We start from the raw sequence: 17811 nt of genomic DNA, 5'->3' as shown, positions 1-17811 counted from the left end.
TCTACCTTCTTACTTCTTTGGGTATTCGCCTAAGTAGGCCTTCGATTGGTAATAAAGAGACTTAAGCTCGAGAGCGGCCTTAATATAAAGTTTTTCTAAATTAATCACATCATCTAGAGAGCGAATCACATCGATTTGGGCCACTAGACCCTTGTCTAAATCCTTTACTTGCTCTGTGTATGAAGCTTTTATTTGAGAAAGTGATTTCTTAAGAGAAGCTAGTTGACTCTTCTTATGATTGAAAACTTTTACAAAGTTAGACCACTCTCTATCCGAGTTAGAGCGGTTGTATTGCAATCTAGTTTTATCGATAAGAGCTTGAATATTCTGCGTATCATATGATGCCGCCGTCTTTCCAAAATCAAAAATATTCATTGTTAGATTTACGCTAACATCCCATTCATCGCGACCAGTATAAGATTTATCTAAATAGTAATTTGATCCAAGAGTAACTTGTGGAAAGTAACTAGACTTCTCTATCTTTGCACGAGTAAGAGATGTCTCATACTCAAGTTCTAAGCTTTTAAGCTCTGGACGATTTTCTAAATCCACACTCTCATTAAGATTAAGTGCAAAAGGATCAACTCTTCTTTCAAAGTTTCCTGCAGACTTAAGACCTGAAAAGTTTAAGAAATTCTTTCTCGCCTCTTCAAGTTTACTCTCAGTATCGATTAGGTCTGCTTTTAATCTATCGTATTGAGATTCGAGGGCATAGAGATCAGCCTTTCTATCTCGACCAATTTTTGTTCTCTTTCTTACTAGTCTTACTCTCTTTTCTAAGTTCACCAGAAGTTTAGAAACTTCTCTCTTTTCCTCGAGGGCCGAAGAAAGTTGAAAATAGTAAGAGCTAAAAAGTGCAAAGTATTCAGCAAGCTTTTGCTCTTTAGCAGCTAAGGCCTTTTTAGGAACTATTTTGTGAAGCTTATAAATTGAGAACTCTGCCCCACCTTGAAAAATCTTTTGTTCTAAAGAAAGTGCAATACTACTATCAAACTTCTTCAGTCCAGATTTTGATTGGTAAGATTCATTCCCATATTGATTTCTATTAACAAGATTAATCGAAGGATACAGAGTGGTTACAGTTTGATCCAGCTCTGCAATAGTCTTTCGCTCTTGCAAATCAATAATTTTCACTTCATTTGAAGTTTCTAGGGATTTTAAAAATAACTCCTCAACTGAAGCGTTGGAAGTAAAACTAAGTGTTAGAAGGCCAGTTATAATAATCTTTTTCATAGCCTAGAATTATAGACATAGTTAAGTTCAATAACAATCGAAGAGTTCGAAGTGCCAAACAGGAATATGCGCACATTAGACGATTATTTTCTAATAAAGTGACAAGTATAGCCCATAGGGTTTTTTAAAAGATAATCTTGATGGAAATCTTCGGCCAAGTAGAACTCTCTTTCGTCTTCAAGCGTAGTTACAACATCACCATTAAAGCGCCCAAGACCTTCGACTTCCTTAATAACTTTTAAGGCCGCCTCTCTTTGCTCATCACTTCTTATGAAAATTGCTGAGCGGTACTGGCTTCCAATATCATTTCCCTGCCTATTAACTGTAGTAGGATCGTGTATTTTGAAAAAGAAATGGAGAATTTCATCAATGCTAATCTTAGAAGTTTCAAAAGTTATCTTAATGGCCTCTGCGTGATTAGTCTCACCTGTTTTCACGTCTTTATAAGTAGGATTTACGAGCTTTCCACCAGTGTATCCAACATCTGTACTTTCAACACCCTCTAGCTCCCTAAATAATTGCTCCATTCCCCAGAAACAACCACCCGCCAGAATAATATAATCAGTACTTAACTCACTCATAGATAACTCCTCGAATTCCTTATATCTATAATTTACAGCTTATAATGTCTATTCATGTTCACTAGAAAATTTATGTTTTCTTAAGTGGCCAGAGCTCTATTCAAGAGAAAGAATTAATGCACTTAACTAAGAAGTATAAAGGCTTTATTTTGACCAAGAAAGTTCCCTATTCCACTTTTAATACAGATACTTACAACAAGAAAGATAAGCTTGATGTGTATAAAGAAAGTATGGGAATTGTTTTTGATACAGAAGCAGATAAAGAAATTGTCAGCCGCTTTGAGGCCCAAATTCATAGCTTTCTTTTAAGTGAGATTATGCTCATCGACTGTACGACTCTTGATCAATACTTTGAGCGCAGTAAGTCTAAGATTGCCAAGGATGGACTCGATCATATTCTTGTTCAAATGTTTATTAGCGGAGATACAACAAGAGAATTACAAAATGATCAATTTAATTGTCCTCGCGGCTCTTTAATTATCATTGATACCTCAAGACCTTGGAAAGCATTTAATAAACAATTTAGAAATCTAACTCTCGTGATTCCACGCAGACTTCTTAAAGGCAAGGTTCCAAATGAAGATCTACTGCATGGACTCATTTTAGATACGCAACAAAATCCCTTCGCTTCACTTCTTCACTCACATATCCTCTCCCTGCAAGCGAATATAACAAAAATTACAAATGACTTTGCCCACTCTGTTGTGAGTCCAAGTGTGGAGATGGTCTGTGCGGCGATCAATTATAATCCAAACAATGAAACCTCACACTATAGTCCTGACAAGAATGTTGCCCTCATCTTTAGAATAAAGAATTATATTGAAGAGAATCTCTCTAACACAGAGCTTAGTATTCCTCTCATACTTGCAGAATTTAACTTAACGAAATCGACTCTCTATCGACTCTTTCCAACTCAAAATGGTGGGATTATGAGATATGTAAAGGAGAGAAGATTGGTCCGTGCCTATAGGTCCCTCTCTATTAAAACTAATAATAAAACAATATCTCAGATCTCGTATGAATCTGGCTTTGAGAGTGAATCTAGTTTTACAAGGGCCTTCAAGAAGTTCTTTGAACAATTGCCAAGAGATGTTCAAAAAGGCGCCAATCGATCTATTAAATTTGATGCGACTTCCCCTGATAGAATCTGGGAAAATTGGTTTAGGGCCCTATAATTCTCGCATATTGGGACTTTAAGCCCAGAGAAATAAGACTTTCTGCACACTTCTAAAGCCCTATTTCATTTAAAATATAGCCATGGTTTCGGAAGTTTGGCACATATTCAACAATAAAATAAAGTTTATTGCACCCCTGGCGGTTCTTCTCGTCATAGGTTTAGTGAGAGTTTATTTTAATAACATCAATAATGAGGATGCGGGTCTTATTATGTACACGAGTCATGCCCCTGCTGGCATTAGTGTAACTCATGATAATATCTTAAGCTCAAACACGACTGATATTTTGATTGATAAGGGCGACGACCTCGCTACTAAGAAGTTTATAAGACAATTCAGTATTATCGATAAAGTTGAATCAGTATCTGGACCAATCAACGTAAGACCATCAGAGGGCGAAGCCAATTTTAAAATTGGAACTCCAATTGAAGTAAGCTACAAAATCAATTCGAATAATATTCCAAATAACCTTCACATAATCTACCACTCACAAACAAGTGACAATATTTCTGTTATTGGTGTTCTCTCAAAGAGATCATACACAATTAAAGACGGTGTTATTACTTTTAAAACTCGCCACTTTGGCAATTATCAATTTGTTACGCTATCGCCACAGCTAGAGACAAATCATATGAGAAGTACAAAGAAGTCTGTCTTTAATAGCTTGAATAATAAGCACCAAATTCTCTACGCAAACTGGAAATAATTACGCTTTTAGTCTCACTTGGATTAGTGTTAAAATGCTTTCAATTTCTAACAAAGGAATAAATATGAAAGTTATTTTAATTCTACTCTCCCTGCAATTAGTCGCGTGTAGTGGCCTAAAGAAAGTTACCCAACCAAGTATTCTAGGGAATTGGAAAGTTACAGACATTCAAAATGTCACACTTATAAGTGATGCCAATGCCAACTTAAATTTCAAATTAGAAGATAGCCTGGCAGGAAGTTCAAGCTGTAATAGTTATTTTGGAAAGTATAAAGTCGATGGAGAAGTTTTATCTATTTCGCAAACTGGTTCGACTAAGAAATTATGTTTTGGAAAATTGAATAACTATGAGTTTCTTTTTTTCCAGTCTCTACCACTTGTAAACCGCTATGAGATCAGAGGAAATAACCTCTCCCTCTTAGCAAAAGATGGAAAGGTTATTTTTAAAGCTATTCGTGATTAAAAAATTGGATAGAAAACTTTAGAGAATGTGTCGTAGTCTTCAAACTGCGGCATATGTCCTAAGCCCTTTAGCTCAATTAATTTAACTTTTCTATTTTTCTTCTTAATTGCCTTACCAAGCTTCTTGTAATCACCCATGACTTTAGTTACTCCTGGTCTCTTCCAACCTCTTCCTGGCCCGGTCTTATCGCGAGTTCCATTGATTAAATAAATAGGTGCAGAAACTTTGCTAAATTTCTCAACGATATCATCAGAGAAAATTGGTGAGTAAGTAAGTGCATTATTCCACGCTACAAGATCCCAATCATTACCATTCTTCCACCCTTTAAATGGAGTAAGAAGCTCTTCATAAGTTTCATTCCAGTCACCATCATAGTAATTTTTTTTCTGATAGTTTCTAAACATTTCAACTGTTTTCTTAAGCTCATTCCCATAGAAGAACTCAGGGTCTTTAAACTCAACAAGATCAAGATAAGTTTCAAGACCAATTGGATTAACAAGTACTAGTTTAGAAACTTCGTTCTTAAACATTGTTGCAATATGAACAGCGAGCATTCCTCCCATTGAATGACCAACAACAGTAAACTTCTTTATTCCAAGAGAGCTTAAAAGTGCGTGAGTATTAGTCGCTAATTGAGCAAAAGAATATTGATAGCTCTCTGGCTTTGTACTTTTACCAAATCCAATTTGATCAGGAACGATGACTCTATATCCCTTACTATTAAGTTCATTCATCACTCTCTCCCAGTAATAACCAGAGAAATTCTTTCCATGTAAAAGGACTGCAACCTTTTCATTCTCACTTCCGATATCCATATATCTCATGGCCAGATTTTGTCTTTGAGAAGTGAAATTAAATGTCTTTACTTCATGAGGGTAATCAAATCCTGTTAGCTCACTATCAAATTTTAATTTATTAGTACTCGCACAAGAAACAAGAGTTAATCCCAATAGGATTAATAAGATTTTATTCATAATGACTCCTTTAAATATTGGAGTCATTATAACTTAGTTTTTGTCTGAATAGAATTTTGTCTAAAGAAGTCTAAGCGTTTAAAAGCTCTCTTAACTTATCAAGCTCACTAAATTTAATATCAAAAGATTCTTTAGTCGCAAGATTTTTTACCTGAAAGAATCCTTCATCTAATTCCTTATCACCAAGAATAGAAACAAAGCGCGCGCCAAATTTATCAGCATTTGAGAAAACTTTCTTAAACTTAATGGTCTCTAGAGAGTTAAGAGATTTAAATCCCATTTCTCTTACTTTATTTGCTAGTTCAAAGTTTTTAGCGACCGCCCTATCTGACTGAAATGTTAGATAGAGGTCTACTTCATTCTTAGAGAGATCTGGCATAAGTTTATGAGTGATCAGAAAGTCAGTTAGTGTAACATCACCGAGTCCAAAGCCTACACCTGGAACAGGATTTTCATTGAATATTTGTAGAAGATTGGCATAGGCCCCTCCACCACATAAGGCCCTTCTATTTTCAGGGTTCTTATCAAAGACCTCAAAAACAATTCCCGTATAATAGTCTAGTCCTCTTACAATTGTAGGGTCATAGACTAGGTAATCTTTTAATCCAATCTCAGATGTGATTTGAAAGAGCTCTTTAAATCCATTTGATTTTTCGCCATAACCTTTTTCTTCTAAGAAAGAGAAGAGTTCTTCAAAGTTTTGAAGCGAGAGATATTTCTTAAAGATCGCTTCCGCTTCGCTACTTAAGTTAAGCTCAGAGATCATTTTTTCTAGCCCTTCTGGCTTAACCTTCTTGGCCTTATCTACAATTTTATAGAGTTTATAAGAAGTCTCTTCATCAATTTTCATTAAGTCATTAAAGACAATATTAACTATCTCTCTATCGTTGATAAGAATTTCAAAGTGCTCAGAGTTTGCACCAAAGCTATTAAAGAGATGAGTTATAAGTTGAAGAATTTCGATTTCACTACTTCTTCCAACTTCACCAAAAATATCACAATTAAATTGCCAGTGCTCTCTAAGTCTTCCTCTTTGAGGTTTCTCGTAGCGCATAAGGTTTGGGATTGAATACCATTTAATTGGTTTTGGAATTTCTCTATGAACTTGCGCCACCATTCTTGCAACAGTAGGAGTCATCTCAGGTCTAATGGCCACAAATCTATTGCCACGATCCTCAAATGAGTAAATCTGCTCGTTAATCAGCTCTTCACCAGACTTCGCTTTATATAGAGCTACTTCTTCTAGCATCGGTCCTTCATAACCTTCAAAGGCAAAAGCTTCGGCCGAGCTTCTCATTTTATTAAAGATATAGTCTTGAACTCTCTTATCCGCTGGAAAGAAGTCACGAGTTCCTTTATATGGTTTTTTATTAAGTGCCATTTATAGCTTTTCCTTTAAGAAGCTTTCAACGTTTGAAATATTGCTGAAAATCTTCCCCATTGAGGCCACATCAGGTGATCCACCTTGAGCGAAGTGAGGCTTTCCTCCTCCTCTTCCGCCAACCGGCTTAAGCAGCTCTTTTAAGAGATCCCCTGCCTTAACTTTCTTATTTAAATCATCACCAACCCAAGAGAAGGCACGAATTGTTTTTCCATCATTTCCGGCCAAGCAAATAATTTTATACTCACCCTTGGCCAAGAGCTGATCTCCCAAATCTTTTAATACATCAGCATTATCATTTAACTGGGCCACAAAGATTTTTTGTCCCGATACTTCAATTTTATTTTCATTTTCAAATTTTGTATCAGTTGCTGAAACTTTCTTAGGCGCAGCTTTCTTTGCTGAAGACTTCTTCTTAAGCTCTTGAATCTTACTTTCAAACTCAGAAGGCTTAACACTTAGAAGCTCACTCGTCTTTCTTAAGATATTATTTCTTTCTTGAAGTAACTTATAAGCTTCTCTACCAGTGACGGCTTCAATTCTTCTTATCCCCTTCGCCACAGAAGACTCTGAAGTAATGAGCATAAGTCCAATATCACCAGTTCTTGAAACGTGAGTTCCACCACATAACTCGACAGAATTTTCTCCAAAAGAAATCACTCTAACCTTCGAATCATACTTTTCACCAAAGAGAGCGATGGCACCTTTTTCAATAGCAGCATCGTAATCTAGAAGATCAGTTTCACTACCAGAGTTCTCCATGATCCACTGATTAGTGAGGGCCTCAATTTTATCGAGTTCTTCTTTTGTCACTGCACTTTGATTTTGAAAGTCAAAACGAAGTCTATCGGATCTAACGAGAGATCCCTTTTGAACAGCATGCTTTCCAACAACTTTGTGAAGAGCTGCATGCAGTAAGTGAGTTGCAGAGTGGTTTCTCTTTATATCTGATCTAACTTCAGAATCAACTTTTAATTGAATTTCACTTCCATCTTTAACTTCACCTGAAATAACATTGGCAACGTGAACGTGAATTTTTCCAACCTTCATCGTATCTACAATTTCAACTTTTGCTGAATCTGTCGTGGCCCAACCACAGTCACCAATCTGTCCACCAGACTCTCCGTAGAAAGGAGTCTTCACCGTCGTAAAAAGAAAGCTCTCACCTTCTTTTACAGAGTCAACTTTTTCAGAGTCCTTAATTAAAAGATTTACTTTAGAAGTAGTTTCTTCCGTTTCATAGCCAACAAAGTCAGTAGTAGATAATTTTGCTACCAGCTCTTCTACTTTTTCTTGGTCACCAGAAGCTCCCTTTCTTGAGATTACTCTAGAGGCCTTTCTATGTTCTTCGTAACACTTATCATACTCTGCTTGATCAAGTTCAATTTCTCTATCCGAGAGGTCTGACTTTAAAACATCAAGTGGAAGACCGTGTGTCGTCACCAAGTCAAAGGCAACTTTACCAGGGAAGGATTTATTGGAAGACTTATTTTCAGCAAGCTCTTTTTCAATAAGCTCAAGTCCAGTTTTAACAATTGGAATAAAGTCATTTATTTCATTATTTAAATTATAAGTGATCATCTCTTTTGCCGATTTAATCTGAGGATAATAATCGCTCATCATCTCAACAATGAGATCAACCATCTCAGAGAAGTCAATCTTAGAAGCTTTCTTTGCCATAAGTGCAGCAACACACTTTCTAATTAATCTTCTAGGAATATAACCTTGTCCCTCGTTAGATGGAGTGACCCCTTCGCTTAGAATAAAGACTGCAGCACGGATGTGATCAGTTAACATTCTAGCTTTCTTTGTAAAGGCCTCACTTCCATCAGACTTTAAAAGCTTGTGAGAGATATCCATCAGCGGTTGCATAAGATCCGTCTCATAAACAGAGTCGTGCCCATTCATAACCATCGCCAAACGCTCTAGTCCAGAACCAGTGTCTACAGACTTAAGTGGTAGTGGCGTAAAACTTCCATCTTTCTTCTTATTGAGTTCCATGAAAACGCCAGCATTCCAAATTTCAATATATCTTGAAACGTCATCAAAGTGCTTACCTGGCTTATACTCTGGCCCGTACTCTGGACCACAATCAAAGAATACTTCAGTACATGGTCCACATGGTCCAGTCTCTCCGGCCGGTCCCCAGAAGTTATCATCGCCTAACATAACGATGTGGTCCTCTGGAACGCCACATTTCTTCCACGCTTCAACTGATTCATGATCGGGCTTAATACCTAGAGCTTCATTTCCACCATAGACAGTGAAGTAAAGTCTCTTTGGATCAAAACCTAACTCATCGACTAATAAACCGTAGGCCAGTGAACACGCTAACTCTTTGTAGTAGTCTCCAATTGACCAAGAACCCATCATCTCGAAGATCGTTAAATGGTGTCTATCACCTACGTCATCAATATCTTTAGTTCTTATACAAGGTTGAAAGTTACATAATCTCTTATTTGGAGGTTCTTCCTTTCCAAGAAAATATGGCTTTAGAGGGGCCATACCTGAATTGATAAAAAGTAATGTCGGATCATTTTGAGGAACAACTGATGCGGCCTTAATTTTTAAATGATTGTGCTTTTCAAAGTAATCGAGAAATTTCTCTCTAATCTCTCTAGAATTCAGTTTTTTCATTGAATTGGAACCTTACGCAAGATGTTATATTTTTTAATTTTAGTTATATAACAACTTACTCACTTCGCCAAAAGTTTCAAGAGAATATCGCGAAAAAAGATGAATATTAAGGCCTATTTTGGGGGTGCCAAATAGATTATTTCAGTTTAGTATCTAGTATTCAAATCTAATAGTAAATATTAGCTTAAGCTAGCAAACATCCACTGAATTAAAGTGAGGAGATTCAATATGGATAATTTCTACAAAGAACTGGGAATTAATACTGAACGCGGAGAGCATAAAATATATTTAGACTCATCTAGAAGTTTTCTAGTGGCAGAAGCCGTGAGAAAGGGATACGGAAGATTAACTTCTGACGGTGCCCTAAGTGTTCTCACAGGTAAGCACACAGGAAGATCTGCCAACGATAGATATATCGTAAAAACAGAAACGACAGCAGGACCAGTTTGGTGGGAGAATAATCTTCTTCCAATGACTAGCGAAACATTTGCAGCGCTAAAGACAAAAGTTATTAATTATTTAAACCAAGCAGGTGACCTCTACATCACAGAGAGATCAGTTGGAGCTCATCAAAAACACAATATTGGTGCGAGACTAATTACATCTCACCCACAGCACGCACTTTTTTCTAAGCACCTCTTTAGAGAAAAATCTAGAGAGTTCAACGATACGGACTATACAATCCTTCATGCTCCTGAATTAAAACTTGATCCAAGTGAATTTGGAACTAAGACCGAGACTGCTGTTGTAACGTGCTTAGATACAAATACAACAATTATCTGTGGAACTCTTTATGCTGGAGAGATCAAGAAGAGTATGTTCGCGGCCATGAACTACAGACTTCCAGAAGAAAATATTCTTCCTATGCACTCAGGTGCTTCTCGTCTTGAGAATGAAGATGTTTCTGTATTCTTTGGTCTATCTGGAACAGGAAAAACAACTCTTTCAACAGACGAAGGAACTTACCTCATTGGAGACGATGAGCATGGATTAAGTGATGAAGGTATCTTCAACTTTGAAGGTGGTTGTTACGCTAAAACTTATAAGTTATCTAAGGCCACTGAACCAGAAATTTGGGATGCTTCAAATAGATTTGGAGCGATGCTTGAGAACGTTGTCTTAGATGAGCAAACAGGTAAAGTTGATTTTGACGACAAATCTATTGCTGAAAATGGAAGGTCTTCATACCCTCTTAGCTTCATTAAGGAATTAGAAACTTCGTCTAAGGGAAAAATTCCAAAAGATATTTTCTTCCTATGTGCTGATGCTTTTGGTGTTCTTCCTCCAGTATCAAAACTCACTAAAGAACAAGCGATGTTCTACTTTGTTCTAGGATATACAGCGAAGCTTGCTGGAACAGAAATTGGAGTTAAAGAGCCACAAGCGACTTTCTCTCCTCTATTCGGTGCACCTTTCATGCTTAGACACCCAAGTGTTTACGCTGAACTTCTAGGTCAATACTTAGATAAATACGATATTAAAGTTTGGCTCATCAATACAGGATGGACTGGTGGAGCTTACGGAGAAGGACAAAGATTCCCTCTAAAAGTTACAAGAAAAATCATCAGATCAATTCAAGCAAATAAACTCGATGATGTTGCCTTTGAAAACGATCCTATCTTTAACTTAAGTATCCCATGTGCTGTAGAAGATGTTCCTGGAGAATTACTAAAGCCACAACAAACTTGGCAAGACTCTAGTGCGTATTCAGAAAAAGCAAAGGAGCTTGCGAGCTCTTTCCATAAGCAGATGGAAAACTTTGGAGACTTCTACCAGAAGAATCTCTCTGGCGCACCAACTCACAAATAATAAAACACAAGGCAGCTTCGGCTGCCTTTTTTATCTATAACAAAGATCCTCTTCATTATTAAATGGCCCTTCGACAAAGTGTTCATCACCATTAAAAATTAATTTATAGACCACGCAATTTGGTATTTTTATCAACTCATTTTGAGGCGGTAGAAAGTGATGAATCAATGATCTTAAACTTCCACCATGAGTGCTAATTGCAACTTTAGAATACTTCCCCTCTCTCTTAATATCTAAGATTTGTGAAACAACCCTTTCCCGAACTTCTCTTCGCGTCTCTCCTCCTGGATAGGAGAAATCATCCGCCTCTTCGCCGCCAATATGGATATCCCAAAACTTTGTAGAATACTGATTCAGTAAGTCCTCCACATTCATGCCCTCAACTTCTCCGAAGTTCGCCTCTCTAAGTCTCTCACTCGTTTCAAGAGTAAGATCTTTATCTGAAAAAGTTATTTTAGCCGTTTCAAAAGCTCTCTTTAAGTCTGAGGTATAAACTTTTTCTATATCTATATCTTGAAAAAAACTTTTTAACTTTAGTGCTTCTTCTCTCCCAAAATCATTGAGAGGAATATCCATTTTTCCTTGAACCTTACGCAACTTATTCCAGTCAGTTTGCCCGTGTCTAAATATATAGAACTCAATCTTCATATTGCTACTCGCACCTATCTAATTATGTTAATATTTAAGAAAAAGGAAAAAACGTGGAAGCATTTCCCTATCTAAAAGCACTGCACATAATCTTTATTGTAACATGGTTTGCGGGACTATTTTATATTGTAAGACTCTTTATCTACCAAACAGAAGCGCAGGAAAAAGAAGAGAGCGAAAGAGCAATACTCACTAATCAATTTAAGATTATGTCCAAACGACTTTGGTATGGAATAACTTGGCCATCAGCTATTTTAACTCTTATCTTTGGCCCAAGTCTTATTCATGTCTACTTCCCAATAACAGATCACCCGTGGCTTCTAGCAAAATTGGCTTTCGTCTTATTGTTGTATATTTATCACTTTATTTGTCAGCGTATCTTTAAAGAACTACAGAATGATCAATACAAGTGGAGTTCAAATAAGCTCAGAGTATGGAATGAAGTTGCAACACTTCTACTCTTTGCTATAGTCTTCCTCGTTATCTTGCAAAGTATAATGTCTATGTGGAAGGGGCTAGCAGGACTCGTTCTCCTCAGTATTCTTCTTATGATTGGAATAAAAGCCTATAGAAAACAGAGACTTAAATAAATTTGTCACAAATACTCACCTCAAAGCACTCATCTAGAGAGTAAGGAGAATATATGAAAAAGTTAATCTTCATCATTCTAAGTTCCCTATTATTGAGTAGCTGTGTGGCCAATATTTTCAAAAAGTCCGCCGCAGGAGAAGGTAAAGAATTTGGCGAAAGCCACCTCTCATCATTAGATGTTGATAAAGTTGATTGGAAGTCTAAAGATGAGAAATACTGGAAGAGCGTCCTTGAACCACTACAATACGAAGTGACTAGAGAAGCCGGAACAGAGAGAGCCTTCACAGGAAAGTATTGGGACGAAAAAAGAGAAGGTACTTATATTTGTTCTAATTGTGGTAAGCATCTCTTTTCCTCCAAAACAAAGTATAAGTCAGGAACAGGATGGCCAAGTTTTTGGATGCCATTAGATAAATCGGCCATTGAAGAGAAGCACGACTCAACTTACGGAATGAGCCGAACAGAAGTTCTATGCTCTCGTTGTGGAGCTCATTTAGGTCACGTATTTAATGATGGCCCAGAGCCAAGCGGTCTTCGCTATTGTTTAAACTCAGTCTCACTAATATTAATTCCAAAGAAGTAAGATACCTCTATGAAAAAAAATTCTCTAAAGATCACCCTATTACTTTTTATAATTGCTCTCTTTGCTATAACTTATAAATTTAATTTAACTCAATATCTCTCCATTGATTTTCTTAAAGAAAATAGAGAGGCCCTGCTTGAGTACTACCGCTTAAATCCAAGCAAAACTATTATCTCCTACTTCCTTATCTACACACTCTCCACAGCTCTCTCAATACCTGGTGCAGTTATCCTAACACTGGGAGGAGGAGCTATCTTTGGAACCTTCAAAGGAACTATAATCGTTTCATTTGCTAGTACTATTGGAGCGACTCTCTCGTTTCTAGCGGCGAGATTTCTACTTCGAGATTTTGTACAGAATAAATTCCGTACAACACTAGATAAGATCAATAGAGGAATAGAGAAAGATGGGCACCTCTATTTATTAAGCCTAAGACTTATTCCTGCATTTCCATTTTTCTTAATAAATCTTCTTATGGGATTAACAAAAATAAAAATGCTTACCTACTTCTTTATTTCTCAAATAGGTATGCTACTTGGAACATTAATTTACGTAAACGCCGGCTCACAGCTCTCTACCATTAACTCGGCGAATGAAGTCTTTCAAGCAAAGACAATTCTCTCCTTCTCTCTTCTAGCAATCTTTCCATTCCTGGCCAAGAAGCTGATGAACGTGATTAGAAAGAGAAAGATCTACAAGAGATTTAGAAAACCAAAGAAATATGATTACAATATGGTCGCTATAGGTGGTGGCGCAGCAGGACTAGTAACCAGTTATATTGGTGCTGCCGTTAAAGCAAAAGTAGCACTCATTGAGAGAGAGAAAATGGGTGGAGACTGTTTAAATACAGGCTGTGTTCCCTCCAAGGCCTTAATTAAGAGTGCTAAGGCGATCTATCAAGCTAAGAATGCTCATAAATATGGAATTGAAAGCGTTGAAGTAAAATATGACTTCAAGAGCATTATGAATAGAGTTCATTCAGTTATCAAAAAGATTGAACCCCATGATAGCGTCCAAAGATATAGCGACTTAGGAGTCGATTGCATTAGTGGTAATGCAACGATTCTCTCTCCGTGGGAAGTTCAAATTGGCGAAAGAGTCATTACAACAAAGAATATCACAATTGCCACAGGAGCGAGGCCATTCATCCCTGCGATAAAAGGAATTGATCAAGTTGACTACCTTAGTTCTGATAATATCTGGAAACTTGAAGAGCTACCAAAGAACTTCACGATTATTGGTGGTGGACCAATTGGAGTAGAGTTAGCACAGAGTTTTCAAAGACTAGGTTCTAGCGTTAGTCTCATTGAAATGAGTGATCGAATTCTCGCTAAAGAAGATGAGGATGTAAGTGAGCTTATTTTAAATCAATTAAAAGAAGAGGGTATTCAAGTTTACTTAAACTCTACTGCCAAAGAATTCAAGGGCAATACTTTGATCATTGAAAAAGACAATCAAGATATAGATCTAGAATTTGATAAAGTCTTACTCGCTATCGGTCGAACTCCAAATACTCAGGGTCTAAACTTAGAAGAGCTTGGTGTCTCCATAAGAAAGAATGGAACGATAGAAACAAATGAGTTTTTAGAAAGTAGTATACCAAATATCTATGCCTGTGGTGATGTTGCAGGGCCATACCAACTCACTCATACGGCCTCTCATCAAGCTTGGTACTGCGCAGTCAATGGGCTTTTCGGAGCGTTTAAAAAATTTAAGGTGGACTACTCCTCTATATCTTGGACTACCTACTCTGACCCAGAAGTGGCAACAGTAGGAAAGAATGAATCAACCTGCAAGATTGAAGGTATCCAATATGATGTTTCTAAATTTGAATTAAGTGAGTTGGACCGCGCTATAGCTGATAGTGAAGAGTTAGGATTTGTAAAAGTACTCACTAAACCTGGTAGCGATAAAATCATTGGTGCAACAATTGTCTCATCTCACGCAAGTGATTTAATTATTGAATTTACCAGTGCTATGAAAAATGGTTTTGGTCTCAATAAGATACTTTCTACAATGCACGTCTACCCTAGTCTTGGCGAAGCAAATAAATACCTTGCTGGAGTGTGGAAGAAAAAGAATCAACCACATAAACTTCTTGCTTTCGTTTCCAAGTATCACTCTTGGTTAAGAAAGTAGATTAAATATTTGGAATAAAGCTAGAGATACTATTTCTAGAAATAAATTTCTTTATATACTCGTCAACCTTTGGAGTGATGGATACAAATCGAATTCCCACTCCAGGGTTAGGAATCTCTGGACCTTTTTTCCAAACAACTTCACCTGCAATTTGAACAGTCTTTACTTCGCCTTCAAGCTTAACATTAAAGGCATAGAAACTTCCTACACTAGCATCTTCAATCTTTGGAAGATCTTCTAAAGAAATAAAAGCTCCCCCTGTTCCAACAGAGACTTTAGTTAGATCGAGAACTTCTTTTTCGAAGTCCCTAAGGATTTCTTTACTCTCAATCATAGATTGATTTCTTTGTATTAAGTCCTCGATAAAGTAATCAGAAATTAATTTAAAGATTTCATCTATCTTAAAAGGTTTTTGAACATAGGCTACTGCACCAAAGTTAAGTAGCTCATCGATATCATAGTCATGGTGACCAGAGACTAGAATGACAAATGGCCAAATTGGATGTGACTTTCTTATCTCTGATAGTAGTTCAACGCCATCCATATCAGGCATTCTTATATCTGAAACAACACAATCAAAGCGCTCTGATTCCAATGTTGCTAAAACTTCTTTCGCATCCGTAAGTTTTCTAACAATCATTCCAAGGTTTTCGATTGATGTAGCAAGCACATCACACATTACTTCATTATCTTCAACAACAAGAACTTTTGGAGTTCTTGCTAAAGATTGAAAACTCTTCATCTTTGAAAATAATTCTTTATATAAAAGAACAGCAACTTCACATTTATTTTCACAATTTGTTTTTCTAAAAATATTTTCGAAATGATTTCTAACAGTAGATGTACTTATCCCTAAAGACTCTGAAATTTGTTTCGTACTTGTCATCTGCTTTAGCAGCTGCCCTACTATTTCTGTCTCTCTAGGAGTTAAGTTAAAATTATCAGCAAAATTCTCTATGATTTGTTTTTGATCCAATTTTTTCATGAATATATCATTATCTATTTAGGGCCTTTTTCAAAGTTTATTTTATAAGATTTAAATCAATTTTCTAGTTCATTTAGCCTATCTTCGAAAGACTGAATAATTTCCTCATGTTTATCAGTTATAGTCGATAATTCTTCATACTCAATATCTAATAATTTCTGTAAAACACCCAAGTTTCTAGAGAGTTCAGAAATTTTCTTATTATCTCCACTACTACTGGCCTCTAGCATTTGATCGTTGATCTCATCTATTTTTTCTTCTTTTGCAAATATATCACTTTCGAGTTCATCCATTCGCTTCTTTAAATCTTTCGTCTCTTTACTTCTCTCACTTATTAAATCTGCCCTTAGCCTCTTTAAATCTTTTCTAGATATTTTCTCCACTTTTTCACTAACGTCTTCGCCAGCACTTTCCTCTTCCCAACCTACTTTCTCAAGGAATTCGTCATAACTTCCCTCAAAGACTTCAGCTCCGCCCTCTCTGAAAACAACTAACCTATTGGCCAACCTTCTAAGAAACATTTCATTGTGGGTTACAAGGACGATGGCCCCAGGAAACTGCTCCAATTTCTCACAAAGAGTTTCAACAGACTCCATATCAAGGTGATTGGTAGGTTCATCTAAAAAGAGAATATTAGATTTATGAGCAAGAATCTTTCCAAGCATTACTCTAGATTTTTCCCCCCCAGAGAGAACACTAATTTTCTTATCAGCTAACTCTCCTTCAAACATCATACTTCCACAAATCGAGCGCACTTCACTAATACCTAAATCAGAATTAGAGGAAGTAATCTCTGCAACAATTGAGTTTGCATCAGAAAGTCGATTAATATTGGTTTGACCGAAATGACCAACTTGCGCTGAAGGATGATATTTTATCTCTCCACTATTTTTACTTAACTCTCCAGTAAGAACATTTAAAAGAGTCGATTTACCTTTCCCATTTTTTCCAATAATTCCAATACAGTCTTCACGTTTAATATCTAGTTTTAAATTTTTAAATAGTAAGTTCTGCTCAGTTCCGTCGTAAGAAAAAGAAAGGTTGTCCGCATTTAGAACTGTTTTTCCTGGACACTCAGTATAGCGAAAGGAAAAACCAAGATTACCTTCTTTAGAAAGTTCATCCATCGTTCCCATTTTTTGCAATTGCTTTAATCTCGATTGGGCCTGTGTTGCCTTTGAAGCTTTCGCTCTAAATCTATCTACAAAGGCCATCAATTCTTTTTTCTTCTTTTCTTGATTGGCGCGAGTTTGCTCATAGAGCTGCTCTTCCTCTAGAAGTCTTTCATAGAATTTAACAGTATCGCCTTTAATTTTCTTAAGCCCCCCACGACTAAGGCCCATCGTATGAGTAACTACATCATCCATAAAGTCTCTATCGTGGGTGATGAGAATAACTTCACCTTGATAGTTCTTTAAGAAATTTTTCAGCCAACGAAGAGAGATAATATCCAAATAGTTGGTAGGCTCATCTAAAAGTAAAAGATTTGGGGCCTCTAAAAGACACTTCGTGAGATTGATTCTTATCTGATAGCCTCCAGAAAAGCTGGCCGGCTCCTTTTGCATATCCTCTTCACTAAAGCCAAGACCCGAGAGTATCTTCTCGGCCTTGTAGTGATCAAACTTCTCTTCTTCACTCAAGGACTCAATACACTCTTCAAGAACAGTGGACTTTGAAAACTCCAAATGCTGTCTTAAATAGCCAATTTTATAAGACTTTGGAATATTAATACTGCCCCCGTCATAGGACATTTCCCCAGTTATAATTTTAAAAAGCGTGGACTTTCCACTACCGTTTCTTCCCACCAGGCCAATTCTTTCTTTTGGCCCAAGAGTAAACGAAATATCTTCATAGAGGTTCTGGCCTCCAAAGGATTTAGAAATGTTATTCAATTGAATCATAGCGC

15 protein-coding genes are annotated in these 17811 nt (G+C 36.7%); 7 read left to right on the top strand and 8 right to left on the bottom strand.

Features of this window, described 5'->3' with window-relative positions; all coding sequences use genetic code 11:
* Positions 1-9 precede the first annotated feature (9 nt).
* Together BMS_RS02195 and msrA are read right to left on the bottom strand one after the other, a co-directional pair.
* Positions 10-1233: a TolC family protein gene (locus tag BMS_RS02195; RefSeq protein ID WP_014243154.1), complete on the bottom strand. Its 1224-nt coding sequence runs from the start codon at positions 1231-1233 to the stop codon at positions 10-12.
* 83 nt (positions 1234-1316) lie between these two features.
* Entirely contained in the window at positions 1317-1814 is a 498-nt protein-coding gene (gene msrA / locus BMS_RS02190) for a peptide-methionine (S)-S-oxide reductase MsrA (protein WP_014243153.1), read from the bottom strand.
* Positions 1815-1930: 116 nt separating this feature from the next.
* On the opposite strand from msrA, the gene BMS_RS02185 reads away from it, so the two are divergent.
* The 3 genes from BMS_RS02185 to BMS_RS02175 all read left to right on the top strand — a co-directional run bounded on the left by BMS_RS02185 (position 1931) and on the right by BMS_RS02175 (position 4158).
* Positions 1931-2989, top strand: coding sequence for a helix-turn-helix domain-containing protein (locus BMS_RS02185; RefSeq protein ID WP_014243152.1), 1059 nt, complete (start codon positions 1931-1933; stop codon positions 2987-2989).
* A gap of 211 nt (positions 2990-3200) precedes the next feature.
* Entirely contained in the window at positions 3201-3695 is a 495-nt protein-coding gene (locus BMS_RS02180) for a hypothetical protein (RefSeq protein ID WP_044557200.1), read from the top strand.
* Between the two features lie 64 nt (positions 3696-3759).
* Entirely contained in the window at positions 3760-4158 is a 399-nt protein-coding gene (locus BMS_RS02175; RefSeq protein WP_044557199.1) for an META domain-containing protein, read from the top strand.
* Here the strand turns inward: BMS_RS02175 and BMS_RS02170 are convergent.
* The 3 genes from BMS_RS02170 to alaS all read right to left on the bottom strand — a co-directional run bounded on the left by BMS_RS02170 (position 4155) and on the right by alaS (position 9150).
* On the bottom strand, positions 4155-5132 hold the full coding sequence (locus BMS_RS02170; RefSeq protein WP_044557198.1) for an alpha/beta fold hydrolase: 978 nt from the start codon (positions 5130-5132) through the stop codon (positions 4155-4157). The genes BMS_RS02175 and BMS_RS02170 overlap by 4 nt on opposite strands.
* Positions 5133-5202: 70 nt before the next feature.
* The gene (hisS, locus tag BMS_RS02165; protein ID WP_014243148.1) at positions 5203-6513 is read right to left on the bottom strand and encodes a histidine--tRNA ligase; all 1311 of its coding nucleotides are present in this window, start codon (positions 6511-6513) and stop codon (positions 5203-5205) included.
* Positions 6514-9150: an alanine--tRNA ligase gene (alaS, locus tag BMS_RS02160; protein WP_014243147.1), complete on the bottom strand. Its 2637-nt coding sequence runs from the start codon at positions 9148-9150 to the stop codon at positions 6514-6516.
* 228 nt (positions 9151-9378) lie between these two features.
* Between alaS and BMS_RS02155 the strand changes: the two genes are divergently transcribed.
* The gene (locus BMS_RS02155; RefSeq protein WP_044557197.1) at positions 9379-10959 is read left to right on the top strand and encodes a phosphoenolpyruvate carboxykinase (ATP); all 1581 of its coding nucleotides are present in this window, start codon (positions 9379-9381) and stop codon (positions 10957-10959) included.
* A gap of 30 nt (positions 10960-10989) precedes the next feature.
* Here the strand turns inward: BMS_RS02155 and BMS_RS02150 are convergent, their stop codons facing one another.
* Positions 10990-11607: a histidine phosphatase family protein gene (locus BMS_RS02150; RefSeq protein WP_014243145.1), complete on the bottom strand. Its 618-nt coding sequence runs from the start codon at positions 11605-11607 to the stop codon at positions 10990-10992.
* A 53-nt stretch (positions 11608-11660) separates the two neighbouring features.
* On the opposite strand from BMS_RS02150, the gene BMS_RS02145 reads away from it, so the two are divergent.
* From BMS_RS02145 to BMS_RS02135, 3 genes are read left to right on the top strand one after another with little or no spacing between them, the layout of a single operon-like run.
* Positions 11661-12197 carry a CopD family protein gene (locus tag BMS_RS02145; RefSeq protein WP_014243144.1) on the top strand — a complete coding sequence of 179 codons (537 nt, stop codon included), beginning with the start codon at positions 11661-11663 and terminating at the stop codon, positions 12195-12197.
* Between the two features lie 53 nt (positions 12198-12250).
* On the top strand, positions 12251-12781 hold the full coding sequence (gene msrB / locus BMS_RS02140) for a peptide-methionine (R)-S-oxide reductase MsrB (protein WP_083885934.1): 531 nt from the start codon (positions 12251-12253) through the stop codon (positions 12779-12781).
* Positions 12782-12790: 9 nt separating this feature from the next.
* Positions 12791-14920, top strand: a complete 2130-nt coding sequence (locus BMS_RS02135; RefSeq protein ID WP_044557196.1) for an FAD-dependent oxidoreductase — start codon at positions 12791-12793, stop codon at positions 14918-14920.
* A 1-nt stretch (position 14921) separates the two neighbouring features.
* Here the strand turns inward: BMS_RS02135 and BMS_RS02130 are convergent, their stop codons facing one another.
* Positions 14922-15905 carry a response regulator gene (locus tag BMS_RS02130; protein ID WP_014243141.1) on the bottom strand — a complete coding sequence of 328 codons (984 nt, stop codon included), beginning with the start codon at positions 15903-15905 and terminating at the stop codon, positions 14922-14924.
* A gap of 56 nt (positions 15906-15961) precedes the next feature.
* On the bottom strand, positions 15962-17806 hold the full coding sequence (locus BMS_RS02125) for an ABC-F family ATP-binding cassette domain-containing protein (RefSeq protein ID WP_014243140.1): 1845 nt from the start codon (positions 17804-17806) through the stop codon (positions 15962-15964).
* Between the last annotated feature and the right edge of the window lie 5 nt (positions 17807-17811).

This window comes from Halobacteriovorax marinus SJ (assembly GCF_000210915.2).
Taxonomy (GTDB): Bacteria; Bdellovibrionota; Bacteriovoracia; order Bacteriovoracales; family Bacteriovoracaceae; genus Halobacteriovorax; species Halobacteriovorax marinus.
Note: the sequence above shows the minus strand (reverse complement) of the source record. Positions and strands in the feature narration are given on the sequence as shown.